The organism is Stappia sp. ES.058, from assembly GCF_900105595.1.
GTDB lineage: Bacteria > Pseudomonadota > Alphaproteobacteria > Rhizobiales > Stappiaceae > Stappia.
In genome coordinates, this window is the sequence record NZ_LT629784.1 from 818938 (window position 1) to 844098 (window position 25161).

The following is a 25161-nucleotide window of genomic DNA, read 5'->3' on the forward strand; positions in this document are numbered from 1 at the left end:
CGGAGTGTCGTCCTGGAAGTTCATCTCCATCGGTCTTCCTCCGCGTTTGCGGGTTTGTGGAGAGCGTCTTGCCGAGGCGCCGGCATCGCCGGGGGAGTGTCAGTCGGACGGTCCCGCCATGCCGAGCGCGTGCATGTAGAGGTCGAGGATCGCGTCTTCTTCCTCGCGCTCGTGCGGCTGTTTCCTGCGGAGCGCGATGATCTTGCGCAGGATCTTGACCTCGAAGCCGGTGCCCTTGGCCTCCGCGTAGACATCCTTGATGTCGTCGGCGATGACCTTCTTTTCCTCTTCGAGCTTCTCGATGCGCTCGACGAAGGCGCGCAGCTGCTCGCGCTCGGGTCTGGCGACGTTGATGGTGATGCGGGCGTCAGTCTCGCTCTCGGTCGATTCCATTTCAGGTCTCCTCAAATCAGGCCGCGCTCGGCGGCAAGCCATTGGGGTACGGTGACGGTGACGGGCGCGAAGCCCATCACCAGCGCGGCGGTTTCGCGCGGGGCGACCGCGACCCGCGACAGCGGCAGCCAGGTGGCGTCGCGCTCCTGCGATGCGTCACCCCCCTCTGTCGGCTGTGCCGACATCTCCCCCTCAAGGGGGAGAGGGGGCGCGTGCATCGTCGTCACGTCCCCCGTCCGTCGATGCCGTGGACCGCCAGGCGCGCGACGAATTCTTCCGCCGCCTTGTCCGGTCCCCAGGGCTTGATGCGGGTCTTCAGCGGCTCGGCGAGCTTGCCCCAAGCGCCGGGCTTTCTGCTTTCGGCGCAGAGGTCGCGCACCTCGGTGGCCAGAAGGCGCGCGTCGAGGGCGTCGATCATGGGTCGGTAGGTCGCGGCGTCGTCAGGGCGGATGCCGGCGGCGGCGAAGATGGCTCGGTCAAGGCGCCTTTTTGCGACGTGGATAAGCATCGAGACCGCGCCATTCGCGCCGTTCGTATAGTCAAGAAATGAGATCGCGCCGCTCGCGGCGTTCAGATAGTCAAGAAAGTCATTGGTCGGCGTGGTGATGTCTCCGATGAATGCCTCGTGCGCGTCATGCAGCAGCGCGATCAGCCTGGCGACCGGGGGACCGCTGGCGTTGTCATGGGCGAGGCACGCGTGTTGGGCCACGAAATAGAGACAGTTCGACGTTGCGGCGTCGTATCGCGCCAAACCCGACAGGGCGGACACGATGTCCGGCCAGTGAATGTCGTCGGCCGTCAGGTGCGCCAGATCGACGATGCGCCCCGAGGTCATATGCTTCCAGACGGGGCGATGGCGGGCGTTCATTCCGGGTTCGGCAGCGACTGCGGTCATGCTCGGGTCGGTCCTTGGTGCTTGAAAGAGATCTGCCGGCGGGCTGGAGGAACACCCGCCGGCAGAGTGCCGCGCGCGGGCAAGTCGCCGCGCGCGATCCGGGAACGGGTCAGGGCCAGCCGTGGCGGGCGAGGGTGGCCGCGAGAATGCCAAGCGCGGTGCCGCTGGACAGGACGAGCGCGAGACAGGCGAAGAGGATGGTCGGGGTGAGGGGCGTGGGTGTGTGAGGCATTGCGTTCTCCCATCGGAATGATGGGGTTAAATTTACATATAGTGTAAATTTAACGTCAAGAGCAATTTTTGCGCTAGGCGTAAATTGGTGGTCACTCTGTGTTTGCGAGCACCCGCAATATCTGGATAGCCTCGGCCTGCCGTTCCGGTGGGATGTGATTGAAGAGGTCGACAACCTCGCCCTGGCGTTCTGGATGGGCTTCCAGAAGCATTGAAACGCTCACGTTTAACGCGCGTGCGATCGCCTCGATAATTGGTTGAGAGTACGGTTGATTTCCCGTTTCAATTCGCGACAGGCTTGCGTAGCTGACCAGCAGATCGCCGCCGGGTTCAACCTCAAGTCGGTCTGCAAGTTGCTGGAGTGTGAGCCCGCGCTTCTTTCGCCATTCGCGAATGTATGTTCGGGCGTAATTTTGCTTGGTCATGTGGAAGGATAGTCCTGCTCGCCCTTCCATGAATTGCGCTCTATGTAAATTTTGGCTTGACCAAAAATTTGCACTGGATGTAAATTCTCGCCATGGAGCATCCGCTTAAGACTTACCGCACAAAGAGTGGGCTGACGCTAGAGACGCTCGCGTCGCTATCAAACAGCACGGCAGCGACGCTCAGCCGGATCGAGGCTCGTAAACAAAGCCCAAGCCTCATGCTCGTCCAGCGTCTTGTTCTGGCGACTGGCGGTTGCCTTTCGGCAAATGATTTCGTCGAGCCACCGCAAGCCTCTGTAGTGCCCCCCCTTGAGGCGAATGCCTCATGACATTGCGCCACCTCCCTTTTCGCCTTCACGCGTTCGCCGCCCCCCGCCGATCATCGGCCGTGGAGAAGGGCGCGCACATGCGCAAGGTACCCTTTTATCGCGCGGTCGCTTGGGTAGCTGCGTCCACCGGCCTCCTCGACGGCGGCGACAAGATCCCGCGCGAAGCGGTCCCGGTCAGGAGCGGTCTCCGCCATCATGGTGATCAGGCCGTCCAGCACGACATTCTGCGCGATGACGCGCTGCTGCAGCCACTCGAAACAGTCGCGCTCCGTTTTGTCCATTTTCCTCGCCTCCCTGAAATTGCACGGGAAAGCGCAGCACAGCCGCGTTCGCGGCGGCAAGTGCGGATGTCCGCATCAATCCGCGCAGGGCGGCGCGCAGGCGGGCGCGGGCGGGTGTTTCGGGTCGGTGTCCTTTCATCATGGGACGAGTGTGCCCCGGTCGCGCGCTTGTGTCTTTCCCGCACGCGCGCGGAAGTTACGGAGCCCTGCGCATGACACTTCAACGTCCCACCAGCGACCACCAGCGCGCCGCGATCAAGGGGCTCGCGCGCCGTCAGGTGCAGGCCTGTCACGGGCAGGAATCCGCCGCCTCGATCACCCGCGTCGGCGGGCAGACGCTTTCCGATTACGGCAACGCCCGCACGGAAAAGTATCGCGACATCCACATGCCGCTCGACGTGCTGATGGATCTGACGCTGGACGGCGGACCGGTGGCGCTGATCGGCCTGTGCCGGATGGCGGGCGGGGCTTTCGTGCCGCTGCCGCAGCCGGGCGAAGGCTCGGCCTGGGCGGTGGAGGTCGGCGAAGCCGTGCGCAAGGGCGGCGACGCCGCCGCGCGGATCTGCGCGGCGCTCGCCGACGACGGCAAGGTGGATGCCGCCGAGATCGCGGAACACGCGATCCTCGATCATCTCGCGGAAGCAATCGACGCGCTGGTGCGGCTGAAAAGCCATGCCGCGCAGGTGCTGGAGGACGACGCATGACGGACCATGTGCTTTTGACCGAGGCCGGCGCGGGCCGGTGCAAGCGTCCGCTGTGGGGCGACACGCCCGTGCCGCTTTCTGAAAAATTCGTCTGCGGCGCGCCGGTGCGCAGCGCCGGCGAAAGCTGGTGCAAGGACTGCCGCGCGCGGCTGTTCGACACGGTGCAAAAGCGCCGCGCGGGACGTCGCGCCGACGACGACACGAAACCGCGCCCGGCGCGGGTGCCCCGGTTTCAGGCGATCCATTCCTCGATCTGGAGTGCGGGCTGATGGGCTGGGAAGCATGGGGAACCCCTGATGATTTTTATGGCCCGGACTGGCGCGACGATGCGACCGACGCTGGCTGGCTCGATCCCGATGATCTCGGAAAGGCTGCGCTGGACGTCCTCGCCGAGCGCACTCGACAGGAGACCGAAGAGGGCTGGACGCCAGAGCATGACGATGGACACGACGAGGGGCAGTTGGCGAGAGCGGCTGCTGCCTACGCATATGGCGCCACGATGCAGGAACGCCACCGCAAATTCGTGTCCGGGATTTATTCGATCGCGAACGACAGGATGCTGCTGGATATCTGGCCGCACGATTGGTCTCGCAAATGGTGGAAGCCAGCCGACCGCCGACGCGACCTGGTCAAGGCCGCAGCGTTGATCGTCGCGGAAATCGAGCGGATCGACCGCGCCGAAAAGGCGGAGGGTGCGGGCTGATGGGCGCGCGGCTCACCCCGGAGGCGCGGACGCACATTCTGTGCGTGCTGCGGCTCTTCATCACGATCCGGCTGGCGACGATGGAGATCGCACTCGCCGATGCCCCGCCTTCCGTGCGGGCCATCGTGGCGGGGCGGTTCGTCGGTCAGCGGGATTTCTGGACCGCCGGTCTGTGGTGCGGGCTGACGGAGCGGGATTTGCGGCGCGCGGCGCGGGTGGCGACGCGGCATGACGGCAGGGCTGCGGCTTGAGCGGCGAGGTCATGACGGACGAAAGGGTCGTCGAAATTTTCGACGAGTATTCGAAGCGGCTCAAGGTCTACGCGCTCGGTGCGGGCGAGAGTGGCACGGTGACGGTTACCTATACCGCCGAGCAATTGCGCGACCTGCAAGTCTGTTCCCGAAATATGGCGCGCGGCGCAAGACTGGTTCCGGCTTTAAAACGGCGACGGCTTGAGATCGAAGCCGAGAGGCGCGGGCTTGAGATCTCGCGCAAGTACTGGCGCGCGCTGGCGGATGAGAAATTCGGGCGGGGCATGTTTTTTGCCGCCGCCCATTTTGTCTTCATCCAGGCGCTCCTCGCATGGTGGCTGCCATGAGCGGCGAGGCGGAAGCGCTGGCGCTGATCGGCAAGGCGTTTCGCCGTTCGCGCGAGCGCGCCGGCCTGACCGTGCGCGAGGCGGCTCAAGCCGCCGGAACCTCCGGCCGGGTGGTGAGCCACGCGGAACACGGCAAGCCGGTTTCGTCCGTTTCGTTCCTGCGGCTGTGCCGGCTGCACGATGTCGACCCCTTCGCGCTTCTGGACGCCATCGCGCTGCACCGGCGCGAGGGCGGGTTTCACAAGGTCTCGCGCGGGGTGTTTCACGGGGAACGGGCGGTGAAACACGCGAGCGGTGCGCCATGAGTGCGCCGCTCGACGATCTGGCGCGGGAGTTGGGCCGGGCGCGCGCGGCGCATGAAAAGCGGCCCGACGACCGGCGCGCGGAGCTTTGGTACTGGCGCGCGCTGGCGGCCTTTCGCGAGGCGGAAATCGCGGATCTCAAGGCGCGCAACGGGCACTTGAACCTGCGGCTGCGCTCCGCGCTCGGAGAGCTGCGGCGGCGCTGCCGGCAGGTCGAGACATTCGGCGAGGCGCTGCGCGCGTCCAGGCCGCGACGGCGGGCGGCGCGCCATGCCGAGGCGGCGGATCTGTTCCAACGGGAGGCCTTGCAGTGAGCGGTTACGACATTCGGAAACTGGCGCTGACGCCGGCGCAAAAAATCCTCAGTGAGGTGGCGGACAGGCACGGCCTGACGGTCGCGGACCTGCGCGGGCGGTCGCGGGGGACGACGATCGTGCGGGCGCGGCAGGAGGCGATGTACCGGCTGCGGGCCGAACTCACGCTGTCCTGTCCGACCGTGGCCGGCGTGATCAACCGCGACCACACGACGGTGAGCCATGGCGCGCACGCGCATGCCGACCGGCACGGGCTGCCGAAGACCTGGCGCACGCGGGAGGCGCGGTGATGGGGAAGTATTGGGCACGTATCGAAAGGGCACTTCTTGCCGGTGCCGTTCTCATTCTTGTCGGGTGCGTGGCGTGGGGAGCCTTGATGCTCATTGCCGACGTCGCTGTCTTCTTCGTTGGCGCGGCGGACGTCTGCACCAACGTTCCAAAGAATGATTTCAGCCGTTCGGGGGTGGAGTGATGCCGGCCTATCGCAGCCCTGCGGAGGCTGAAATCCGCGAAGCCGTCGTGGCGCGGCTGCGTGAGATACGACCGCAGTCCCGGATCATCCACGAGATAAACGTCAAGCAAAGCGGCTGTCGGGCCGATGTGATCGCCGTGGGGCTGGAGGAGATCGTCGCGGTCGAGATCAAGTCCGAGCGCGACAAGCTTGACCGTCTGCCGGACCAGATGGCCGCAATGAAGAGCGTGGCGCATCACTGCCTCGTCGCGCTGCACGAAAAGTTCCTCGTCGAGCAAGAAACCAACGTCCATGCCGCGCACTACGAGCGCGACGGAACCTATTATCTCAAGATCCTCCCAACCGACCCGGTACGGCTCAACCATGGCAATGCCTGGGTCTATTCGCTCCGGGCGCGGGCGCTCCGGCCGAACTACGACTATCTCGGCAGTTGGGATCTGCCCGTCCAGCATCACATGGTGGCGCTGCCCTGTGCCGCGCTCGACATGCTGTGGCGCGCCGAACTTGCGACGCTGTGCGTGGCGCAACGGCTTTCGACCGGTCGGCGTTCGACACGCTCGAGCATGATGCAAGACCTCCGCTGGATGTGTTCCGGCAAGGAACTGACGCGCGGGATTTGTGCCGCGCTCCGGGCGCGGGAGTGCATCGAAGGCGATCCTCCGATCCGCGAAGAAGGGAGGGCAGCGTGATGGGGAAGCGCAGCCGTTTCGACCGGATCGACAAGGATCTCTATCGCACTACCGATCCCAAGCCGGTGGCGCGGCTTTTGCCGTGGCTTGCGCCCGGCGCGTCCTTCGTCGAGCCCTGCGTCGGCTGGGGTGATCTCGTCGGGCCGCTGATGCGGGCCGGGCATGACTGCCGGGGGCGCTATGACGTCGAGGCACGGTATCCGGGCGTCGAGCGGCTGGACGCGCGAAAGTTCGATGCGGAGGCCCTGCGCGGGGCCGACTACATCATCACCAATCCGCCCTGGATGCGCGAGCTGCTGCACGAACTCATCGATGTGCTGCCGCGCCTCGCGCCGACATGGCTCTTGTTCGACAGCGACTGGATGCACACGGGTTTTGCCGCAAGCCGCCTGCGGCGGTGTCAGGCCATCGTCAGCGTGGGGCGGGTCAAATGGTTCCGGCACTCGCGTCATGCCTCCACCGACAATTGCTGCTGGTACCTGTTCGACGCGCGCGCCGTGGCGACGACCGGGCCGGTGTTTCTGAGGGGGGCGGCATGAACAGCCTGGATCTCACGACTGAAATCCGTGTCGGTCACCTTTGCTGCGGCTCCGGCTTCGGCGCGCGGGGCTTCCGAAAGGCGAACGCTCGCGTCGGGAACCTGGCGGCGACCTTCCGCAATATCGGCGGCATCGACGTCGACCCGGCCGGCATTCGCGATTTCGAGCGGTTCGCCGGATGCCGGGGCACTGTCCTCGACCTGATGGATCTGGAGCAGTACCGCGCCTTTCACGGTGCCGAGCCGCCGGAGGGCTGGCGTGAGGCGATGCCGGCGGACATCCATCGCGCAATGGGCAATGAGCGCCCGCATATCTGGTTCGTCTCGGCGCCGTGCAAGGGGTTCTCCGGGCTGCTTTCCGAGACCGCGAGCAAGGCGCTCAAATATCAGGCGCTCAACCAACTCACCTTGCGGGCCGTGTGGCTGGCGCTGGAGGCCTACAAGGACGATCCGGTCGAGTTCATTCTGTTCGAAAACGTGCCCCGCATCGCGAACCGTGGTCGCCCGCTTCTGGACAAGATCCAGGCGCTGCTCGAGGCCTACGGCTATGCTTATGCCGAGACGACGCATGATTGCGGCGAATTGGGTGGGCTGGCGCAGTCGCGCAAACGGTTCCTCCTGGTCGCGCGCCATCGGGAGAAGGTGCCGCCGTTTCTTTACGAACCGCCGAAACGCCCGCTTCGCGGCGTTGGCGAGGTGCTTGGCAAGCTGCCGGTGCCCGGCGGCGATCCTGTCCATCCGATGCACCGGCTTCCACGGCTGCAGTGGAAGACATGGGTGCGGCTCGCCTTTGTCGAGGCCGGGTCCGATTGGCGGTCGCTCAACAAGCTGGCGGTCGAGAACGGGCATCTGACCGACTACCTGATCGTGCCGGACATGCGGGGCGGTGTGCTGGGTGTGAACAGGTGGGACGAGAGGGCCGGCACGGTTGCAGGGCGCTCCTCGCCGACCAATGGAGCTTATTCAGTCGCTGATCCACGCGCGCCGGCCGGCGCCGGCGAATACGGGCAGTATGGCGTGCGGCCGTGGGGGGAGACCTCAGGCGCGGTGATCAACGTCAAGTCGCCCGGGCAGGGCTGCTACGCCGTTGCGGACCCGCGTGCCTCTGGCAGCTTCGAGGGGGGCGGCAAGTATCGCGTGACCGCGTTCGACGAGGCATGCGGCACGGTGATCGCCGGCAGCACGACCGGGCAGGGCGCCTTTGCCGTTGCCGACCCTCGGCCGGCCGGGTTTGCCGGCGGTCGCAAGCATTTCGAAGGTGGCGGCCACTACGGGGTGGCGCGGTGGGATCAGCATAGCAAGACGGTGGCCTCGTCCAGCAATCTCGACAACGGATATTGGTCCGTGGCCGATCCGCGGCCGGCGTCGATCGACGGCGATCCGGTCTCTTGTCTGCCGGCACCCGACGAGCGGCTGACCTGCCGCATCGAGGCGCTGGACGGGACGTGGCACCGACCGTTCACCACGCTGGAGCTCGCGGCGCTGCAATCGCTGTTCGATCCGGAAGAGTGGGCAGAGTTCGGTATGGATGGCAGTTCCGACAGCACCTGGCGGGAGCGGATCGGCAACGCTGTTCCGTCGGATGCGGCGCAAGTCATTGCCGGCGTGATGGGGCGCACGCTGCTGCTCGCATGGACGGGCGAGACCTTCATGCTTTCGGCCGACCCGATCTGGGTGCAGCCGCTCACGATTGCGCTGTCGGTGGACGTTCCAATCGAGGGGCGCGAACCAATCCGGATAACGGGTGATCGCAAATGACCGCGCCCGTTATCGTCTCGCCCGCCGATCCAGAAAAAATCGCGGCCGTGCTGCAGGCCAAGCGCGCGCGAGAGACCGCGCAGGCGCTGCGGGTCGTGCAGCGGCGGCTGATGCGCGGGCGCGATCTTTCCGCGACGCACAGGGTGATTGCCTGCCGCGTGCCGTCCGCCGCGCCGCCTGCGCCAGAGACGCTTCCGCCGGTCACGCGCGAGGTGACGATTGTCGATGTCGAGGACGTCATCTGCGACGTCGTCGAGCGGCGCGGGGTGACACGGGCACAGGTGCTCGCGGGATCGCGAATTTCACAGATCACCGATGCGCGGCACGAGATCTGGTGGACGCTCCATGTCGAGCACGGCTTGTCCTATTCGCGCATCGGGCGCGTGTTCAACCGCGACCACACCACCGTCCTGCACGGCGTCAAGCGCTGGCAGGCGCGCGCCGAGCGGCGGCAGCGGATCGACGCGTTTCTCGCCCGCGTGCTGGCGGAAAACGGCTGCGCGCCGGAAGCGCTCGCAAGCGGCGGGCGCGGGACGGAGGCGCGCCGGGCGCGGCGCGTGGCTATTCAAGCGCTGACCGAGCGAATGGGGCTGTCCGCAGCCGACGTGGGCGAGGTCGTGGGGCTGTCTCGCGATGCCGTGCAGCAGCGGCTGTCACGGTGGCGGCGCGCGTCCGGGGAGGGCGATCTGTGAGGACATCTCCGGCGCCTGGCGGCGGGCCGCGCTATTCGATCATTCCGGCCTGCGCGGTCACCGATCCGCGTTTTCAGGGGCGCGACCTGCAAATTCTAGGGCTGATCGGCCGGCACACCGACCGCAACGGCTGGTGCCGGCTCAACCAGGGCAAGCTCGCTGCGGCCATCGCCGTGTCGCGCACCACGGTGACGCGTTCCATCGCCCGCCTGGTCGACTGGGGTTATCTGGAAACGCGCACGCACTGGCGCACGGACGGCGGGCGCGCGGCCTCGAGCTACCGCGTGCGCATGGACGTCGACGACGTGCTGGCCGCGCCGGAGATCGATATCGAGGACGATCCCGATCCGGCGGAAGAGGCGGCGGTTTCGGGCGCGGAAAACGGGCCGGACGCGGGCGAAACGGGCACCCCCCCTGTGCACCAGGTGAACACCCCCCTGTGCACTCTGGGTGCACACCCCCCTGTTCACTCTGGGTGCACACCACTAACGACCCCAATTCTTAACGATCAAAAAAAACCTCAAAGGCAAAAAAAAGCGGAAACGCCGGGGGAGATCGGGGCGACCGACCTGCCGGACGATCCGCCTCCGGGCGACGGGCAAGGCCGGGAGGCCGACGACGAGGGGGCGGAGCGCAGGGCGACGGCCGGCGACGGGGCTCCGGAAGGGGAGCGCGAGGCGGATGCGGAGGATCGCGACGGACCGGACCGGAGTGCGGCGGCACGGAAGGCGGCGGAAACCAAGGCGTTCGACCGGCTCGTGACCGATTGGCCGGGCGGTAACAGCGAAAGCCAGAAGCGGATCCGGTCGGCCTGGGACGCACTGTCGGCACAGGACAAGCGCGACGCGGTGGAGCGGGCCGAGCGGTATCGCGTCGAGGCCGCGAGGGCCGGGCGCAAGCGGTCCCGGCTTGGTGCGTATCTGGAGGAGCGGCGGTTCGTGCATGTGCGCATGCCGGCCGTGCGTCCGGCGCCGGCCGATGGCGGCAAGCCGTCGGCCCGGCTGCCGGATGACGCGGTGCGGGCCTTTCTGTCCCATGCCTCGGCACGGGCGGTGCTGGAGATGGCCGCGCGTGACGGGCTTGTGCAAGCGCTCGCCCAGGACGTCGCCGCGTGGCACCGCCTGACGACCGTCGAGCGCTATCGCGAGAAGCGGGACGAGTGGCTGCCAGCGCGGGATGTGCGGCGAGAGCGACTAACCGTCGACAGCCCGCTCAACACTGCGCTTCGGGCTATGGCGGATGCGATGGAAGAGAAGGCGGCGATCTGGCAGGCCTTTGCTTTCGATGTGCTGGGCTGGTCGGCGCGCGACGGGCCGGGCGACGGCGGCGAGACGGCCGTGGCGAAACGGGCGAGCGGGTGAGGCGATGGCAAAGGTGGCGGCGATGGCAATGAGCGAAGCGGAACGGACGATGCGGGCCTTGGCGGAAAGCCGCATACGGGCGCGACGGCAGGGCGATCCGCTGGGGCTGACGGCGCGGCCCGCGCCGGATGCGACCGCCAAGGCAACCGGCAAGGCGGCGGCCTCGGTGCGGCGCGAGCGGGACGCGCTGTTGCGGGGTGGTGCGATTCTGCGGCTGCATACGCGTGGCGCGCTGGGGCGGGTCGAGGTGATGGCCGCGCAAAGGCTTGCCGATCTCTGGCAACAGGCGGCGGGCGGATCGCTGGTCAGGGCCATGGACTGGCGCGTCGAGCGGGTCGACGGCGGGCGCGGTTTCGTGGCGCCGGACCTCGACAGGGGCGCGCAGGCCTCGGAACGCGAACTTCGGGCGGTGCGCATCGAGGTCGGCGCGCGAGCCTGGGCGGTGATGCAGAGGGTCATTGCCGAGGGCGAAAGCGTGACCGCCGTCGCGATCGACATGGAGGACGACGAGGCGGCGCGCCGCAACGGCGCGTGCAGTCGACAGACGCGCGATCATGTCTCGCGGCTGCTGCGCGGCGGGTTGTCGGACGCGGCCAAGGTGCTCGGGATGGACGCCCGCGCGATGCCGCACGACGCACGGCGGGCTTGACAACTGCAGCAGTAGAGAGGCATCTTTCACGCACAGTGAAGATCTGCGCCCGGCGGGGGAAACCCCGACCGGGCTTTTTCGTGGGTGGTGGCGAGCGGGTCCTTCCTGGCGCTAGAACCAATACGGGCGGACTTAGCGTTTGGGTCCGCCAGTCTGACGGCAAAAGCAAAGCCGCAACAAACGCAACAGCCATGGCGCAACACATGGCGCAGGGCGCAACGCAACCGCAACAACCGGGATGAGGTGTGATGGCAACGGTGACCGCGCCAGCAGACGACCGTGTCGTGTCGGCTGCGGAATTCGCGCGTCTGCGCGGCGTTCACCGGAGCCGGGTCACGCGTTACATCAAGGAAGGCAAGATCGACGGCGATGCGCTGGTCAAGGGCGAGCGCGGGGTGAAGGTCCGGGTCGCTCGAGCCTTGGCACAGCTTCGCGAGCGGCTCGATATCGGTCAGCAGATCGGAAACGGAATCGATGCCCGCTTTGACACTGACGTGGATCAGGTGGTGTTGCCATCCAGCGGAAGCGAGGCGGAAGCCGAGTTCCCCCAGGTATTGCGCCCCGACGACACCATCGAAGGCCAGATCAAGCGCGAGCGATTGCGCAAGGTGCAGATCGAGAACCGCAAGGCCGCCGAGGACGAGGCGGCGCGGCGCGGTCGATTCATCGAGACCGATTCGGCGCGCGCGCAGATGTCGTCTATCGCCGCCGCGGTGTTGCAATCATTCGAGGGCGGACTGCCGGACATGGCGCGCGCCGTTGCGGCGAAGTTCGAACTTCCGCAGCGCGATGTGCTGCACGAATTACATTCCGAATTTCGGAAGATCAGGACAGCGGCTGCAGAGCGCGCGGGAAAGAAGCTGGCGGAAATGCCGAAGATCCGTGAAACCGTGCTCGAGGCGGAAGACGAGGTGCCAACGTGACGCACATGATCGTCGAGACGGCGAATGCGGAGTACGTGGCGACGGAAGCCTTCATCGAGGTGATGACGCCGCCGCCGCCGGTGGACTATCTGGCCTGGGCCAAGGAAAACATCGTCTTTTCGCAGCGTGAAAGCTCGTTTCCGGGTCCGTACAATCCGGACCTGTTTCCGTATTTCAGCGAGGTGCTGACCGCTCTTTCGCCGGAGGACCCTTGCCGGATAGTGACGCTGATGGGCGGCGCGCAGATCGGCAAGACGGTTGTCGCGAATATCTACACCTGCGGATCGATCGCCATGGATCCGGGTGACTTCCTGGTGGTGCATCCGACCGAGCCGAACGCGAAACGCTGGTCGAAAATGAAGCTTTCGCCCATGCTGCGGGGCACGGCGAGCCTTCGGCATCTCTTCCCGATGTCTTCCCGGGACGGATCGGATTCGGTTCTCTACAAAGAGCGGCGCGACGGGCGCGGCGCGATCCAGATCTCGGGCGCCAATTCGCCGGCCTCTCTGTCTCAGGTCAGCATGCGCCGGCAGTTCCAGGACGATCTGGCCAAGTGGGACATGAATTCCGCCGGCGATCCGGAAGGCCAGGCGGACAGCCGGTCGAACGGATTCGAGTTCGCGAAGATCCTGAAGCTTTCGACGCCGCTGATTATGCCCGGCTGTCGGATCACGCGGAACTATCAGGCGGGAAGTCAGGAAAAGCCATATGTGCCGTGTCCCCATTGCGGGCACATGCAGGTGTTGACCTGGTCGAGCATGGTGGAGAACCTGGACGAGGACGCGCCGGAAGATGCGCACTTTGTCTGCGAGGATCCCGATTGCGGCGGAGTTATTCAGGAGCATCATCGCCCGAGCATGCTCGCGCGGCTCGAGTGGCGGGCCGACAATCCGAAGGCGCGCCGGCATCACCGGTCGTTTTGGATCTGGGCGGCCTATTCTGTACTCACCAGTTGGGAGCGCATCGCGCGTGCCTGGATCAAGGCCAAGGGGGAGCCGGCTTCCGAGCAGGTCTTCTTTAACGACCAGGCCGGCGAAGCTTATGTCACCGAGGGCGACGCGCCCGATTGGGAGGGGCTGAGAGATCGGGCCGAAGCGGACGGATATCCGCTTGGTGTCGTGCCGGCGGGTGCGCTCGTCACGACCCTCGGGATTGATTGTCAGGATGATCGGGTCGAGTGGCACCTCGTCGGATGGGGCCGCAACAAGCAGCGATATGTCATCCACTATGGGGTGATTGCGGGGCATATCCGCGAGGACGCGACGCGTTCGAAGCTGGACACGCTCTTGAAGCAGGACTGGCCGAATGTCTTCGGACAGCGCCTGCTGGTGGACATGGTGGCGATCGACGGCAATGCCTACACGGCGGAGGTCTGGGAGTGGGTCCGGCGGCATCCGGCGGGCCGGGTCATCATGGTGCGCGGCGCGCGGTCGGAGACGGCCCCGCTGCTGCAGCGGGTCAAGAAGGAAACCGACGAGAAGACCGGCAAGCTGAAGCGGTACTCGCGCCGCTTCTACAATTTCAACGGCGCGGTCTTCAAAATGGCCCTTTATGCGAACCTGCGAAAGACGGATCCGCTGGAGCCCGGCTTCGTCGGATTGCCGCGCGGTCTCGAGGACGAGTACTACCGCCAGCTCACGTCGGAGCGCCGCGTCGAGAAAAAGCTGCGCAGCGGCTTCAAGGTCTACGTCTGGGAAAAGGATTCCGCACAGGCGAACGAGGCGCTGGACACGATGAACCAGGCCGAGGCGGCGGCGATCCGCTTCGGGGTCCGGTCGATGGCGGAGACTCATTGGGACAAGCTCGAGGCGGAACGCGAAATCGCGCCGCCCGAGCAGCAACTCGATCTCGAGGAGCTTCCGCTTGCTCCTGCTCCCGTCGAGCCGACCGCAAGCGACGGGCGCGCGGTCGCGTCCGCAGGCAAGACAAAGGCCGCGCGTCCGAACGGGCCGACCGTCCGGTCGAGCAAGGCGCGGACCCCTGGCAGCCTCGATGCGCTCGCCCGGCTGAACAACAGGTAGCTCATGACACGCCAAGAACTGGAAACCGCCATCGCGGAGCTTCAAGCCGCGAAACGATCCCGGCTGCTCGGTCGCACGCGGACCGCCGCATCGTCCGATGAGGGGAGCGTGACCTATCAACTCGCGACGATGGCGGAAATCGAGCAGGAGCTGGTGCGCTTGCGCTTGCAACTTTCCAAACTGACCGGTGCACCGTCAGGCCTCGGCCCGGTGCGCGCGGCATTCCGGAGCTGACATGGTCACAGTGAAACCCCGCATTCGCGTGAAGGCCGGCGACACGACGGGTGCGACGGCGTCGGTCTCGCAGTCCTATGCGAGCGCTCGTCCGTCTCAGGCCTTGTCGGGGTGGCATCCGTCATTGCTGTCGGCCGACGCCTCCTGGCTGGATGCGCGAGACACCTCCGTTGCGCGGATTCGCGATCTGGAGCGGAACGAGGGCTGGGTGTCGAGCGGGATCGACAAGCAGGTCGACATGCTGGTCGGCGGCACCTTCCGGCTGAACGCCAAGCCGGATGCGCTGGCACTGGGGATCGACGAGGACGCGGCGCGCGAGCTCGGTCGACAGATCCAGGCGGAGTGGCGAGGGTATGCCGAGGACCCGACCTTCCGCTGCGACGCCGAGCGGCAATTGCCGTTCGCGGGCATCATGGGACTGATCGCGCGTGAGTTCGTCACGACGGGCGAGAGCCTTTGCGTATTGCGCTGGAAGGAACGGTCGGGCTGGCCTTTCGCAACTGCGATGCAGGTCATCGACCCTGATCGTCTGTCCAATCCGCACAACGGACTTGATACGGACCGCCTTTGTGGTGGCGTGGAACGAGACGAGGACGGGGAGCCGGTCGCCTATCACATTCGGCGCGCGCATCCCGGCGATGTGTTCATGCGGGGCGCGCGGTCGACCACCTGGGAGCGGATCCCGCGGTGGGACGATCTCGGCTTCGCGCAGCGTCCGAAGGTCCTGCACGTTTATGACAAGAAGCGCCCCGGACAGACCCGGGGCGTGTCCCGGCTTGTGTCGACGCTGATCAAGCTGAAGATGCTCTCGCGTTACTCCGAAGCCGAGGTCAAGACGGCGGCGATCAATGCGACCATCGTCGGTGCGATCTATACGCAAATGGGATCGGACTACGCGGCCGAGCGGCTTGGCGAGGAAAGCGCGGTTGCCGATTGGGACCTCTTCAACGCACAACGCGCGGACTTTTATCAGCAGTCCGCGCGAGTGATGGATGAAAACCGTTTCATCACCCTGTTTCCGACCGATCGCCTCGATCTCAACACCCAGCCGCGTCAAACGGCGGGGTATCCCGCGTTTCAGACGGCGTTCCTGCAGGCCTTCGCCGCGGCGCTCGGGGTGTCCTACGAGCAGCTCTCGATGGACTGGTCGCAGGTCAACTATTCCTCGGCCCGCGCAGCGCTGAACGAGGTCTGGCGCGGCGTGGCCCGCTTGCGCGCGATCCTGACCTGGTCGGCTGCGAACCTGATCTACTACGCATTCCTCGAGGAAGCGCTCGACAGCGGGCGGATCGCGCTCCCGGAAGGCGCTCGAGACTTCTACGAGGCGCCGGCGGCCTGGCTTCGGGGAGAGTGGATTGGCCCGGCACGCGGTTACATCGATCCGGTCAAGGAAGCGCAGGCGGCTGTCCTGCGGATGGATGCGCAGATCTCGACGTTGGAGCGCGAGAGCGCTGAGCAGGGCAGCGACTACGAAACCATTCTGGCGCAGCTGGCCCGCGAGCGCGAGGACCGCCGCCGCCTCGGCCTGTCCGATCCGGGTACTGACATGGGCGTGACAGCGCCGACTGACGAACCGGCGGGGCAAGGCGCGCAGACGGGAGGGCAGGCGACATGATCACGCTGGGAACCCAGAGACACGTCGCTCTTGCGGATGGTGCGGAGGGGGGCTTTGTCGAGTGTCTGACCCGTCTGGCGGCTGGCCCCGACACGATCAAGGGGGCGGTCTGGATCGACGACGAGTCGGGTGCGCGGCTCTACGAGGTCGCTGGCCCTGTCGCCGTCATCGGAGTGCGCGGCGGTCTGTTCGACTATCTGCCGTTTCACGGCGCCGAATGGGCGACGGGCTACAATTGCATTCGGCTCGCGGTCGATGCAGCGCGCCGGGATCCGGCGATCAGTGTCATCGCTCTTGCGATCAACAGTCCGGGCGGGCTGGTTTCCGGCTGTTTCGAGCTCGTCGAATGGCTGCGCGATGTCGCCGGAGAGATCCCGTTGTTCGCTGTGGTCGATGGCCTGTGCGCCAGCGCGGCCTATGCCATCGCCAGTGCCTGCACCGCCGGGATTTCCGCTCCGCAGACGGCCGCGGTCGGGTCGATCGGCGTCTATCGGCTGCACATGGATCTTTCCAAGTATCTGGAAAAGAGCGGGATCGTCGTTACGGCGGTCAAGTCGGGCAAGTGGAAGACGTCCGGCGCTCCCTTCGCGCCGCTTGGGCAGGAGGTTGAGGCCGACTGGCAAGCCACCGTCGATGCCTATCGCGCTCTTTTCGCCGAGCAGGTCGCAGCCGGCCGCGCGCTCTCGCCAGCCGACGTGCTCGCCACCGAGGCCCGTCTTTATGACGGGCCGATCGGTATCCGTGAGGCCCTCGATCTCGGTCTGATCGACGGCATTCTCCCGCCGGACGAAGCGTTCGCGCGGATCCTGGAACAGGCGGCAGTGCCGGCCTGAAACTTCGCAACAACCGAAAAGGAAGTGGACATGAGCAAGCAGCGTCGCTTGGCCCATCTCTTTGGCTCGTCCAAGGCTCCGGCTGCCCGTGGCAGCGCGGAGGCCGCTGAGGAGGAAGAAGACGAGACCGAGGAGGCGGAAGCCGAGTCCGAAGTCGAAGACGAGGAGGAAGGCGAGCCGGAGCCGGAAGTGGCCGAAGGCGAAGACGGCGAAGATGAAGACGAGGAGGACGGTGAGGAGAATGCCTCCGCCGGTCTCGCTGCGATCGCCGTCATGAGCTCGCCGGAAGCGAAGGGGCGGGAAAAGCTCGCCACCAGTCTCGCCAAGGATGTGGCGCGTGGCGCACTCACCCAAAAGCGGGCCGTCGCCCTGCTCAAGGCCGCGCCGCGCACCGGGGGGCTGGCGAAAGCCATGGCCGGTCGCGATCGCAATCCGGGTGTGGATGGCGGCGCGGCGTCGACTTCCGACCCGAAACTTGCCGCGCACGACCAGGGTCTGGTCGCTGCCGCCGAGCAGCGCGCCAAGAAGCGCAGCGAACGCCGTCGCTGATCCCATCGGCGGGAGGAGAGCCTCCCGCTTGTATCAATCATCATGAATGGAGGCCGATATGGCCAAGGTCGAATATCAGCCCGGCGGACTGATCGCCGGCGATTTTCCGCAGATGCAGCGCAGCGTCACGATCCTCACCGGCGCCACGCTGGTGCGGGGTACCGTGCTCGGGCGCATCACGGCGAGTGACAAATACACAACCTCGCTCGCCGCATCGAGCGATGGCTCCGAGGACCCGGGGCCGGTGCTTGCCGTCGATGTCGACACGACCGGCGGGGATGTCGTCGCGCCGGTGCTGTTCTCCGGCGAATTCGCCGCCGACCAGCTCACGTTCGGCACCGGTCACGATGCCGACAGCGTCGAGGCGGCCTGGCGCGTCGCCGGGCTCCCGCTCGCGATGCGCAGCCGCGCCTGATCCACAACCGCGCCGGCCGGCGCGGCCGTTTCAATCGATATACAAGGAGTCACGATCATGGATCGTCTCTATTCCACGACCGCGCTGATCAAGGTGCTCGACACGCTCGATCGGCCGACCGCATGGCTCAAGAACACGTTTTTCGCAAACGAGATCCAGTTCACGACCTCGGAGATTGCCTTCGACAAGCTGAAGATGCGCCGCAAGCTGGCGCCCTTCGTCAGCCCGCGCGTTGCCGGCAAGGCCCGTCGCTCGCGCGGGCGGCAGGTCACCACCTTCGAGCCGGCCTATGTCAAGCCGCTCGACGAGATTTCGCCAAACGAAAACTTCGTGCGCCTCGAGGGCGAGCGTTTCGCCGGAGATCTTTCGCCGGAGGAGCGCTTCCAGCGCAACACCATGCAGAAGCTCGACGATCAGGAAAAGGAGATCACGCGCCGCGAGGAATGGATGTGCGCCCAGATCCTGCAGACCGGCAAGGTGATCGTCGAGGGCGAGGACTATCCGACCCAGGAGGTGGACTTCGGTCGCGATGCGGGTCTCACCAAGCATCTGCTGACGACGTCGCGCTGGGGCGAGTCCGACGTCAAGGTTCTGCCCAATCTTCGCGCCTGGGCGACCGAGGTCGCGGTGGCCTCGGGGGCGTCCGCGACGCAGGTTGTTCTCGGCGCCGAGGCGGCGGAAATTTTTCAAGCCGACGCCGACGTGCGCGAGGTTCTCGACAATCGCCGTCAGGCGTCGGGCTCGATGGAGCTCGGGCCGGTCGCGACCGGCGCGCAGGACATGGTCGCGGCCTACCTCGGCTCCATCGGCATGTTCGACTTCTGGCAGTACACCCAGAAGTACGAGGACGACGACGGCAACGTTCTGGATTTCTTCCCGTCTTTCGGCTGCGGTCTCGTCGCGCCGCAGGCACACGACGGGATGATGACCTATGGCGCCATCCAGGACAATCTCGCGCTTCGGTCCATGCAGCGCTTCCCGAAGATGTGGGATCAGCAGAATCCGTCGATCACCTTCCTGATGACACAGGCCGCGCCGCTGCCCGTGCCGTCGGATGCCAACGGGTCCGCCTTCATCATGGTGCGCTGACGCACTCTGTTTCCGGTGTCCGGGACGCGTTCCGTGCGTCCCGGCTTTTTCGAAAGGTTCAGTCATGTCGAAATCGAAGAACGTTACCCTGCACCTGCCGGTTACGGTGGTTATGGGAGGTAAAACCTTTCCGTCCGGCACGCCCGTTTCCGTGGACGCGTCCACTGCGGAGGACCTGCGCGCCCGCTATCGCGAGATGCCGTCGCCCGCCGCCGAGACACAACCGAAACGCCCGGCGAAGCCCTCCGGCGATGCGCTCACCAAGGCGATCCTTCAGGCGGTCGAGGGCTTCGATCCGGAGGAGGATTTCACGCAAGCCGGACTGCCGTCCATGGCGGCGCTGGAGCGGGCGCTCGGCTACGATGTCACGGCCGATGAGCGCGCGGCGGCGATGGAAGAGGCAAAGCAGCCCAATCCCGAAGGGCTTCAGGTCTGACATGAGCCGCGAGATCGCGCTCGAGATCGCCCAGGCCGCAATGGCTGAATTCGGGATCGACGGAACCTACACGCCGCCCGGCGGCGCTGCCGTCGGTATCCGGTTTCGGCTAGTGCGCGATGGCGAGGAAGCGGTCGCCTTCTCGGAGCGCGGGCCGCTTGGGCGCAAGCCGGAGGTGCGGGTGCTTGTCGACGATCTGACGCCGGAAGCGGGCGGTGTCTTCGCCGCCTCCGGCCAATCGTTCACGGTGGCCGGTCGGCCGAGGAAGGCCGACCGCTATCGGCTTGTATGGACCTGTGCGGTGGATGCGCGATGACCGACACGAAACTCGCCCTCGTCGGAAACCTGCAGAAAACGCTGGACGCCGAAAAGACGGCGGTCGCGAAAGGCATTCGCGGCGGCATGGAGGCGCTGACGGATCTGGGCAAGAGGCGCCTGCGGCAGCAGGTGACGCGCGCCGGCCTTGGCGAGCGGCTCTCGAAGACCTGGCGCGGCAAGGTCTATCCGGGCGCCAAGGTGGAAACCTTCGAGCCGGCCGGCCCCATCTGGAGCAAGGCGCCGCATATCGTGCGGGCGTTTTCTGAAGGCCGGCCCATCCGGTCGAAGGCAAGCGGTGGGTGGCTTGCGATCCCGACGGATCTTGCGCCGCCGACACGAAAGCGCGGTGCAAGGCGCAAGCGCATGTCGATGGACGATTTTCTCGACGAGTTCGGCATGGACAGTCTCAGGGTGTTTGCACCGCCAGGCCGTGGTCGACGGGTGCTTTACGCGGTTGCGGACAAAGGGTTCGCGCGCGGTCGCGGAAAGCGTCGCAAGCCGAAGGCGGAACCGCTGCTGATGTATGTGCTGGTCAAGCAGGTTCGCCTTCGTCGGGTCCTCAATGTCGACACGGTCGAGCGCGGGCTTGTTCGCCTTGCGCCGGAGTACATAACCAAACGCATCATCGGAGGGTTGTCGGATGGTCAGTGACGGCGTGCTGGATGCGATGCATGCGGCGCTCGCCGCTGCCTCGGCGGCTTTGGCCGTGCCGGAGCTCCGCCGCAACGAGACGCTGGACAGCGCGCTCGAGGTGGTCGAGGCGGGTGCGAGCGCCTGGGCGAATTTCGTCGACGGCGATGTCGAGCGGATCGACCAGTCGCTCGGCGGCGGTTTCGAGTACGAGCTGCGCCAGACGGCGCTGGTCGAGATCGTTGTGCATGCCGCAACGGACGCCGAGCGCCGCGCCGCGCTCGCGGCGATCGTGAATACCCATGTCGACGCGATCGGAGCCGATCCGACGCTTGGCGATACGGTCTCGCTTTGGGAAATCGTCGAGCTTCAGCGCGACAATCTTGCCGAGACCGGCGTACCGAACATCAAGGGCGCGACACTGACGATCGCGGCCGAGTTCATCGCCGACCGTCCGGTCTGACCGGACACCAGAAAACGGGAATCATCATGACAGTCAAACGCCGTCGTGCGCCGCAACCGGCCGCCGAAACCCTGCCGCTCGTCCTGCTGACCGATGTCGAGGATCTCGGGCCGCGTGGCGCGGTCGTCGAGGTCGACCTCGACAGGGCCTCCGAGCTTGAAACCGCATCCTCCGCCCGCCGTGCCACGGATCTTGACCTTTCCATCGCCGGCAAGCGCCCCGCCAAACCGTCCTGATCGAGGAGATACCCATGCCCACCGCAGCCACGCCCCGCGGCAAGACCGCGAACCTTCTGTTCGGAACCCAGGCGGATTTCGCGACGCTCGCGCCCGTCGACTACATCCGCACGCTGTTCTACTCGGAGTCGCTCGCGGAGACCTCGCCGTTCGAGGATGACGCCATTCTCGGCACGGCGCGCGACAACAATCGCGACGCCACCGCGCCTGCGGACGGGCTGGCCTCGCTTGCCGGCGACATCGTCGTGCCGGTCGACGTCAACCACTTCGCCTATTGGCTGACCATGCTTCTCGGTGCGCCGGTCACGACCGGAGCCGGACCCTATGAGCATGCCTTCGCTTCCGGCGGGGAGGTGCTGCCCTATCGCACCATCGAGTTCGAAAAGCGCGCGGGTGCTGCGTTCTTCCAGAACGTCGGCTGCCTCGCATCGTCACTGTCCTTCGACTGGACGCGGGCGGGCGGGTTCCGGCAGGCGACCGTCTCGATCGTCGGGCGCAACCAGGAGAAGACCGCAGCGACGGTCGGTGGCGCGCCCGCCGCGATCCTTGCCCGCTCGCCGCTTTCGGCGGCGCAGGCCGTGCTGCGCATCAACGGCGTATCCGCCGCACATGTGCTTGGCGGATCCTTCACCTACGCCAATAACCCGGAAGAGGATGCCTCGATCAACGGCACGCCCTATCCGTCGGGCTATCTGCTCGATCAGGACGCCACGGTTACCGGTGCGATGCAGCTGCGCTATGTTGACGAGACCTATTTCGACCTGATGACGGCCGGCGATCCGGTGGCGATCGAGCTGGAATTCGGCAGTGCCGCCGACGCGAAGATCGTCTTCGCGCTTCCGGCGGTGCGGTTCGAGAAAGGCGCCTTCGCACCGATCAGCGGTCCGGGCGGGCTGCAGGCGGATCTGAACTGGCGCGGCGAGCAGTCCGCCGCGGCCGCCATGATGACGGTTACCGTCACCAACCAGATTGCGACCTACGCATGATCCGGCTGGCGAAGATCGACCGCACGATGCGCCCGCGCGAGATCGCGCCGGGCGTTTCCCTCACCATGCGTCCGGCATCCTCGATCGATATCGACCAGGCGCAGGGCGAGGCCTCTCGGGTGCTTGCTGCCCTGTTCACCGCCCCGGACACGCTCGAGGATTTCGGTCTCGGAGACTATCTGCCCGGCACCGACACCGACGCGGAAAAGCTTCTGGGCCTGTCGTCCTATCTGACGGCGGCGCTCTTGATGGAACAGATCGTCGAGAGCTGGGAGGGCGTGGCGGACGAAAGCGGCGAGCCGCAGCCCTTCAACCGCGCCTCGATCGGTCTTTTCCTGCTTCACCCGGGCATGAAGGATGCCTTCGAGCGGGAAGCCTATTCGGCCGTGCGGCTGGAGCGCGATGAGGGAAACGGCTTCGCCGCCTCGGAGACTGGCTCGGCCGGGGCGGCGGGGACTACTGCCGGGGATGCCGGGAGACCGGCGACGACTGCGGAGCGCGGTGCCCGATGACGGCGAACCAGCCGCGCACCGGTGAAGGAATTGCGGTCCTGCGCGCGGCCACCGCGAAGGGGTGCTGGCGCGTCGACGGGTTCAGCGGGCGAGCGACCGGCCTGTCGGCGGGCGAGGTGCGGGAACGCATGGCGGGTGAGAACCACGATCGCGATCTGGTCGGTGCCTGTCTGGCGGCATTCGAGGCCGGCGTGCTGAGCGGGCTGTCGACGAGGGAAGACACATGAGCGCGAAACGCAACCAGGTCGGCATCCGTCTCGTCGCGCTGAACGGCAAGGCCGTGGAGCGCGAGCTGAAGAAGTTCGGGGCGGAGGGTCAGTCGGCGCTCGACCGGATCCAGAAGGCGAGCAAGCCGGCGCGCGCCGGTCTCAAGGCGGTCGACAGCGGTGTCGGCGAGCTCAAGACCCGCATGACTGGTCTTGCCAATTCCGCCGGCCCGGTCGGCACGGCGCTGATGGCGCTGGGGCCGGCCGGCACAGCGGCGGCGGTCGGTATCGGCGCGCTGGGGCTTGCCTTCACCAAAGCGCTGGCGATCTCGCGCGATGCCGTGCGGGATTTCGATGCGCTGGCGAAGCGCGCGCGAACGCTCGGGCTGTCGACCGATCTCTTCCAGGCGCTGCAACTCGCAGCGGAAGAGCAGGGCATCGCCCAGCAAAGCCTGAATGTGGCGCTGCAGACCTTCGCCACCCGCTCCGGCGAAGCGGCGAACGCGACCGGCACGCTCTATTCGCGCCTGAAGCAGATCAATCCCGAACTGCTTGCGCAGTTTCAGGCGGCCGCGACCGGCGAGGAGCGGCTGAAGCTTCTCGCCGCGGCCGTTCAGGATCTCGTCAGCGCCGAGGAGCGGGCCGCGCTGACGGCGGCTGCGTTCGGGCAGCGCAATGTGGACCTGGTCCGTATCCTCGCCGATACGGGCGAAAGCATCGACGACCTGATCCGGCGCGCCAAGGATCTCGGGGTAGTCGTCGAGGAACAGATGCTGAAGCGCGCCGAGGAGATGGAAAACCAGTTCGGCGTCGCGGCGCGGGTGATCGACATCAACCTGAAACAGGCCTTTGTCGATCTCGCGCCGATCCTGATCTCGACATTGGAACTTTTCGCGGAGATGGCGAAGGCGACGCGGTATCTGAGCGACCTGTTTCGCGAGATGGAGACCCGCAGCACCGCGACGCTCGAGACCCATCTGGAGGATCTTTCCGCGCGTCGTGATGCTCTGCGGAAGGATCTGGAGGGCGGCGGATTGGCCACGCTCGGCGGTCTGATGGACGGTGCGGTCGAGCGCGAGATTGCCGGCATTGACGCGGAAATCAAACGGATCGACGCGATACTCGAGGCGCGCAAGAAGGTCGCAAGTCCGTCGACAGCGAACATCGAAACCGGGCCGACCGCCGAGGATCGTGCCAAGGCGGCCGCCTGGCGCGAACGGCTGCTGACGATCGACGAGAAGCGCGCGCAGGTCATGGCGGAGATCGACCGTCTCGAGACCACCGGCGCGCTGACGTCGAGCGAGGCGGCGATGGCGCGGATGAAGGCGGAAGCCGATCTGCAGAAGCTGATCGACAAGGGCCGAAAGACCAAGACGGGGTCCGACAAGGAATCGGTGGCCATGCTGCGCGAGGTGACTCGCCTGCTCGATGCGGCGCGCACGCCGGCGGAGGACCTTGAAAAGCGGCTGGCGCGGATCGCGGAACTGCAGGCCGGCGGCACCTTTGACCAGGCCGCGCCGGGGCAGGGCGCCGAGATGGCGAAACGAGCGCGCGTGATCGCGATGCGCGAGTATCTCGCCGCCGCCGAGGACACCGAAGAGGCGCTTCGGCGCATCAAGGACATCGCGGCAAATGGGGTCGGAGCCAACCGGGTTGCGGCCGAAATCGCGCTCGCCGAACGGGCCGGCAAGAGTTTTGGCGAGACCATGGAAAAGGTGTCCGACGGGATCGCGGACAGTCTGACCGACGCGATCTTCGAGGCGAAGAACCTCGGCGATGCCTTGCAGACGCTCGCCCGCCAGATCATGCGGGATTTCGTCAATGCACAGTTTCGCCGAATGCTGGGCGGCGGGAGTGGATCCGGCGGGATCTTCGGCGCGATCGGCTCTTTCGTCTCCGGCTTGTTCGGCGGCGGCGTCACGGCGGCGGTGCGTCATGAGGGCGGCCCGGTCGGCGGGGCCGGCCCGACGCGCAATGTGTCGGCGTCGGTCTTTGACGGTGCACCGCGCCGCCATGAAGGCGGCGGGTTGCGTCCCGGCGAGCGGCCGGTGATCGCGCTGGAGGACGAATACGTCATGACCCGCGCGATGCAGGGCGACCTTGTGAACACGCTGCGCGGGTTGGGGGCGCTTGCAAGCGCCCGCCCGACCGTATCTCCGGCGCCGGTCGTCAATGTGATAACGCCGCCTGGCCATACGGCGGAGACACGGGAAAGCCGGTCCGCCTCCGGCGGGATGCAGATCGACGTGATCGTCAAGCCGCTGGAGCGGGCGCTGGCCAAGAACATGCGAGAGGGCGGGCCGCTGCGCGACGCCATCGGCGGCACCTTCGGCCTCAACCGCGCGAACGGGTTGACCTGAC

Annotated in this window: 39 protein-coding genes; 33 read left to right on the forward strand and 6 right to left on the reverse strand. The window is 66.4% G+C overall.

Going from position 1 to position 25161, the window contains the following annotated elements; translation table 11 throughout:
- Positions 1-99 precede the first annotated feature (99 nt).
- The 5 genes from BLU32_RS03840 to BLU32_RS03850 form a co-directional block, all read right to left on the reverse strand.
- Positions 100-393, reverse strand: coding sequence for a DUF2312 domain-containing protein (locus BLU32_RS03840; RefSeq protein WP_093805068.1), 294 nt, complete (start codon positions 391-393; stop codon positions 100-102).
- An 11-nt stretch (positions 394-404) separates the two neighbouring features.
- Positions 405-620 (reverse strand): hypothetical protein, encoded by a 216-nt coding sequence (locus BLU32_RS21585; RefSeq protein ID WP_157727478.1) that lies wholly within the window; start codon positions 618-620, stop codon positions 405-407.
- Positions 617-1261 (reverse strand): hypothetical protein, encoded by a 645-nt coding sequence (locus BLU32_RS03845; protein WP_157727479.1) that lies wholly within the window; start codon positions 1259-1261, stop codon positions 617-619. The genes BLU32_RS21585 and BLU32_RS03845 overlap by 4 nt, the downstream gene beginning before the upstream one ends.
- A 136-nt stretch (positions 1262-1397) precedes the next feature.
- The gene (locus tag BLU32_RS22415) at positions 1398-1520 is read right to left on the reverse strand and encodes a hypothetical protein (RefSeq protein ID WP_256371427.1); all 123 of its coding nucleotides are present in this window, start codon (positions 1518-1520) and stop codon (positions 1398-1400) included.
- A gap of 91 nt (positions 1521-1611) precedes the next feature.
- Positions 1612-1944 (reverse strand): helix-turn-helix domain-containing protein, encoded by a 333-nt coding sequence (locus BLU32_RS03850; protein WP_157727480.1) that lies wholly within the window; start codon positions 1942-1944, stop codon positions 1612-1614.
- Between the two features lie 92 nt (positions 1945-2036).
- Here BLU32_RS03850 and BLU32_RS22510 point away from each other — a divergent pair, with 92 nt between their 5' ends.
- The gene (locus tag BLU32_RS22510; protein WP_093805071.1) at positions 2037-2273 is read left to right on the forward strand and encodes a helix-turn-helix transcriptional regulator; all 237 of its coding nucleotides are present in this window, start codon (positions 2037-2039) and stop codon (positions 2271-2273) included.
- Positions 2274-2323: 50 nt separating this feature from the next.
- On the opposite strand, the gene BLU32_RS03860 is transcribed toward BLU32_RS22510, so the two are convergent.
- A complete protein-coding gene (locus BLU32_RS03860) occupies positions 2324-2554 on the reverse strand; it encodes a hypothetical protein (RefSeq protein WP_093805072.1) in 231 nt (76 codons plus the stop codon).
- Between the two features lie 212 nt (positions 2555-2766).
- Here BLU32_RS03860 and BLU32_RS03865 point away from each other — a divergent pair, with 212 nt between their 5' ends.
- The 32 genes from BLU32_RS03865 (at position 2767) to BLU32_RS04015 (ending at position 25160) form a co-directional block, all read left to right on the forward strand.
- Positions 2767-3258 carry a hypothetical protein gene (locus BLU32_RS03865; RefSeq protein ID WP_093805073.1) on the forward strand — a complete coding sequence of 164 codons (492 nt, stop codon included), beginning with the start codon at positions 2767-2769 and terminating at the stop codon, positions 3256-3258.
- Complete coding sequence (locus tag BLU32_RS03870) at positions 3255-3527, forward strand: hypothetical protein (protein ID WP_093805074.1); 273 nt, start codon at positions 3255-3257, stop codon at positions 3525-3527. The genes BLU32_RS03865 and BLU32_RS03870 overlap by 4 nt, the downstream gene beginning before the upstream one ends.
- Entirely contained in the window at positions 3527-3961 is a 435-nt protein-coding gene (locus BLU32_RS03875; RefSeq protein WP_093805075.1) for a hypothetical protein, read from the forward strand. The genes BLU32_RS03870 and BLU32_RS03875 overlap by 1 nt, the downstream gene beginning before the upstream one ends.
- Entirely contained in the window at positions 3961-4212 is a 252-nt protein-coding gene (locus BLU32_RS03880) for a hypothetical protein (RefSeq protein WP_093805076.1), read from the forward strand. Before BLU32_RS03875 ends, BLU32_RS03880 begins: the two co-directional genes overlap by 1 nt.
- An 11-nt stretch (positions 4213-4223) precedes the next feature.
- Positions 4224-4559 carry a hypothetical protein gene (locus tag BLU32_RS03885; RefSeq protein WP_157727481.1) on the forward strand — a complete coding sequence of 112 codons (336 nt, stop codon included), beginning with the start codon at positions 4224-4226 and terminating at the stop codon, positions 4557-4559.
- On the forward strand, positions 4544-4864 hold the full coding sequence (locus BLU32_RS03890) for a helix-turn-helix domain-containing protein (protein ID WP_093805078.1): 321 nt from the start codon (positions 4544-4546) through the stop codon (positions 4862-4864). The genes BLU32_RS03885 and BLU32_RS03890 overlap by 16 nt, the downstream gene beginning before the upstream one ends.
- Positions 4861-5175: a hypothetical protein gene (locus BLU32_RS21590; protein WP_157727482.1), complete on the forward strand. Its 315-nt coding sequence runs from the start codon at positions 4861-4863 to the stop codon at positions 5173-5175. Before BLU32_RS03890 ends, BLU32_RS21590 begins: the two co-directional genes overlap by 4 nt.
- Positions 5172-5465: a helix-turn-helix domain-containing protein gene (locus tag BLU32_RS21595; RefSeq protein WP_157727483.1), complete on the forward strand. Its 294-nt coding sequence runs from the start codon at positions 5172-5174 to the stop codon at positions 5463-5465. Before BLU32_RS21590 ends, BLU32_RS21595 begins: the two co-directional genes overlap by 4 nt.
- Complete coding sequence (locus BLU32_RS03900) at positions 5465-5647, forward strand: hypothetical protein (RefSeq protein WP_093805080.1); 183 nt, start codon at positions 5465-5467, stop codon at positions 5645-5647. The genes BLU32_RS21595 and BLU32_RS03900 overlap by 1 nt, the downstream gene beginning before the upstream one ends.
- A complete protein-coding gene (locus tag BLU32_RS03905; RefSeq protein WP_093805081.1) occupies positions 5647-6336 on the forward strand; it encodes a hypothetical protein in 690 nt (229 codons plus the stop codon). Before BLU32_RS03900 ends, BLU32_RS03905 begins: the two co-directional genes overlap by 1 nt.
- Positions 6336-6875, forward strand: a complete 540-nt coding sequence (locus BLU32_RS03910; protein WP_093805082.1) for a hypothetical protein — start codon at positions 6336-6338, stop codon at positions 6873-6875. Before BLU32_RS03905 ends, BLU32_RS03910 begins: the two co-directional genes overlap by 1 nt.
- Positions 6872-8632 (forward strand): DNA cytosine methyltransferase, encoded by a 1761-nt coding sequence (locus BLU32_RS03915; protein ID WP_093805083.1) that lies wholly within the window; start codon positions 6872-6874, stop codon positions 8630-8632. Before BLU32_RS03910 ends, BLU32_RS03915 begins: the two co-directional genes overlap by 4 nt.
- Positions 8629-9324 (forward strand): helix-turn-helix domain-containing protein, encoded by a 696-nt coding sequence (locus BLU32_RS03920; RefSeq protein ID WP_093805084.1) that lies wholly within the window; start codon positions 8629-8631, stop codon positions 9322-9324. The genes BLU32_RS03915 and BLU32_RS03920 overlap by 4 nt, the downstream gene beginning before the upstream one ends.
- Complete coding sequence (locus BLU32_RS03925) at positions 9321-10685, forward strand: MarR family transcriptional regulator (protein WP_157727484.1); 1365 nt, start codon at positions 9321-9323, stop codon at positions 10683-10685. The genes BLU32_RS03920 and BLU32_RS03925 overlap by 4 nt, the downstream gene beginning before the upstream one ends.
- Before the next feature lie 28 nt (positions 10686-10713).
- The gene (locus BLU32_RS03930; protein WP_157727485.1) at positions 10714-11334 is read left to right on the forward strand and encodes a hypothetical protein; all 621 of its coding nucleotides are present in this window, start codon (positions 10714-10716) and stop codon (positions 11332-11334) included.
- A gap of 248 nt (positions 11335-11582) precedes the next feature.
- Positions 11583-12257: a hypothetical protein gene (locus BLU32_RS03935; protein WP_093805086.1), complete on the forward strand. Its 675-nt coding sequence runs from the start codon at positions 11583-11585 to the stop codon at positions 12255-12257.
- A gap of 5 nt (positions 12258-12262) precedes the next feature.
- The gene (locus BLU32_RS03940; RefSeq protein ID WP_093810549.1) at positions 12263-14278 is read left to right on the forward strand and encodes a phage terminase large subunit family protein; all 2016 of its coding nucleotides are present in this window, start codon (positions 12263-12265) and stop codon (positions 14276-14278) included.
- A gap of 3 nt (positions 14279-14281) precedes the next feature.
- Positions 14282-14512 (forward strand): hypothetical protein, encoded by a 231-nt coding sequence (locus BLU32_RS03945; RefSeq protein WP_093805087.1) that lies wholly within the window; start codon positions 14282-14284, stop codon positions 14510-14512.
- A 1-nt stretch (position 14513) separates the two neighbouring features.
- A complete protein-coding gene (locus BLU32_RS03950) occupies positions 14514-16127 on the forward strand; it encodes a phage portal protein (RefSeq protein ID WP_093805088.1) in 1614 nt (537 codons plus the stop codon).
- On the forward strand, positions 16124-16960 hold the full coding sequence (locus tag BLU32_RS03955) for a S49 family peptidase (RefSeq protein ID WP_093805089.1): 837 nt from the start codon (positions 16124-16126) through the stop codon (positions 16958-16960). Before BLU32_RS03950 ends, BLU32_RS03955 begins: the two co-directional genes overlap by 4 nt.
- Positions 16961-16990: 30 nt before the next feature.
- Positions 16991-17509: a hypothetical protein gene (locus BLU32_RS03960; protein WP_093805090.1), complete on the forward strand. Its 519-nt coding sequence runs from the start codon at positions 16991-16993 to the stop codon at positions 17507-17509.
- A gap of 58 nt (positions 17510-17567) precedes the next feature.
- A complete protein-coding gene (locus tag BLU32_RS03965; RefSeq protein ID WP_093810551.1) occupies positions 17568-17924 on the forward strand; it encodes a head decoration protein in 357 nt (118 codons plus the stop codon).
- A gap of 57 nt (positions 17925-17981) precedes the next feature.
- Complete coding sequence (locus BLU32_RS03970) at positions 17982-19013, forward strand: major capsid protein (protein WP_093805091.1); 1032 nt, start codon at positions 17982-17984, stop codon at positions 19011-19013.
- Positions 19014-19077: 64 nt separating this feature from the next.
- Positions 19078-19449, forward strand: coding sequence for a hypothetical protein (locus BLU32_RS03975; RefSeq protein WP_093805092.1), 372 nt, complete (start codon positions 19078-19080; stop codon positions 19447-19449).
- 1 nt (position 19450) lies between these two features.
- Positions 19451-19765, forward strand: a complete 315-nt coding sequence (locus tag BLU32_RS03980) for a hypothetical protein (protein ID WP_093805093.1) — start codon at positions 19451-19453, stop codon at positions 19763-19765.
- The gene (locus BLU32_RS03985; protein ID WP_157727486.1) at positions 19762-20418 is read left to right on the forward strand and encodes a DUF6441 family protein; all 657 of its coding nucleotides are present in this window, start codon (positions 19762-19764) and stop codon (positions 20416-20418) included. The genes BLU32_RS03980 and BLU32_RS03985 overlap by 4 nt, the downstream gene beginning before the upstream one ends.
- Positions 20408-20860: a hypothetical protein gene (locus BLU32_RS03990; RefSeq protein ID WP_093805095.1), complete on the forward strand. Its 453-nt coding sequence runs from the start codon at positions 20408-20410 to the stop codon at positions 20858-20860. The genes BLU32_RS03985 and BLU32_RS03990 overlap by 11 nt, the downstream gene beginning before the upstream one ends.
- A 26-nt stretch (positions 20861-20886) precedes the next feature.
- The gene (locus BLU32_RS03995) at positions 20887-21096 is read left to right on the forward strand and encodes a hypothetical protein (protein ID WP_093805096.1); all 210 of its coding nucleotides are present in this window, start codon (positions 20887-20889) and stop codon (positions 21094-21096) included.
- Positions 21097-21110: 14 nt separating this feature from the next.
- A complete protein-coding gene (locus BLU32_RS04000) occupies positions 21111-22082 on the forward strand; it encodes a phage tail tube protein (protein WP_093805097.1) in 972 nt (323 codons plus the stop codon).
- On the forward strand, positions 22079-22594 hold the full coding sequence (locus BLU32_RS04005) for a hypothetical protein (RefSeq protein ID WP_093805098.1): 516 nt from the start codon (positions 22079-22081) through the stop codon (positions 22592-22594). The genes BLU32_RS04000 and BLU32_RS04005 overlap by 4 nt, the downstream gene beginning before the upstream one ends.
- On the forward strand, positions 22591-22821 hold the full coding sequence (locus tag BLU32_RS04010; RefSeq protein WP_093805099.1) for a hypothetical protein: 231 nt from the start codon (positions 22591-22593) through the stop codon (positions 22819-22821). The genes BLU32_RS04005 and BLU32_RS04010 overlap by 4 nt, the downstream gene beginning before the upstream one ends.
- The gene (locus BLU32_RS04015; protein WP_093805100.1) at positions 22818-25160 is read left to right on the forward strand and encodes a hypothetical protein; all 2343 of its coding nucleotides are present in this window, start codon (positions 22818-22820) and stop codon (positions 25158-25160) included. The genes BLU32_RS04010 and BLU32_RS04015 overlap by 4 nt, the downstream gene beginning before the upstream one ends.
- The last annotated feature ends 1 nt before the right edge of the window (position 25161 follow it).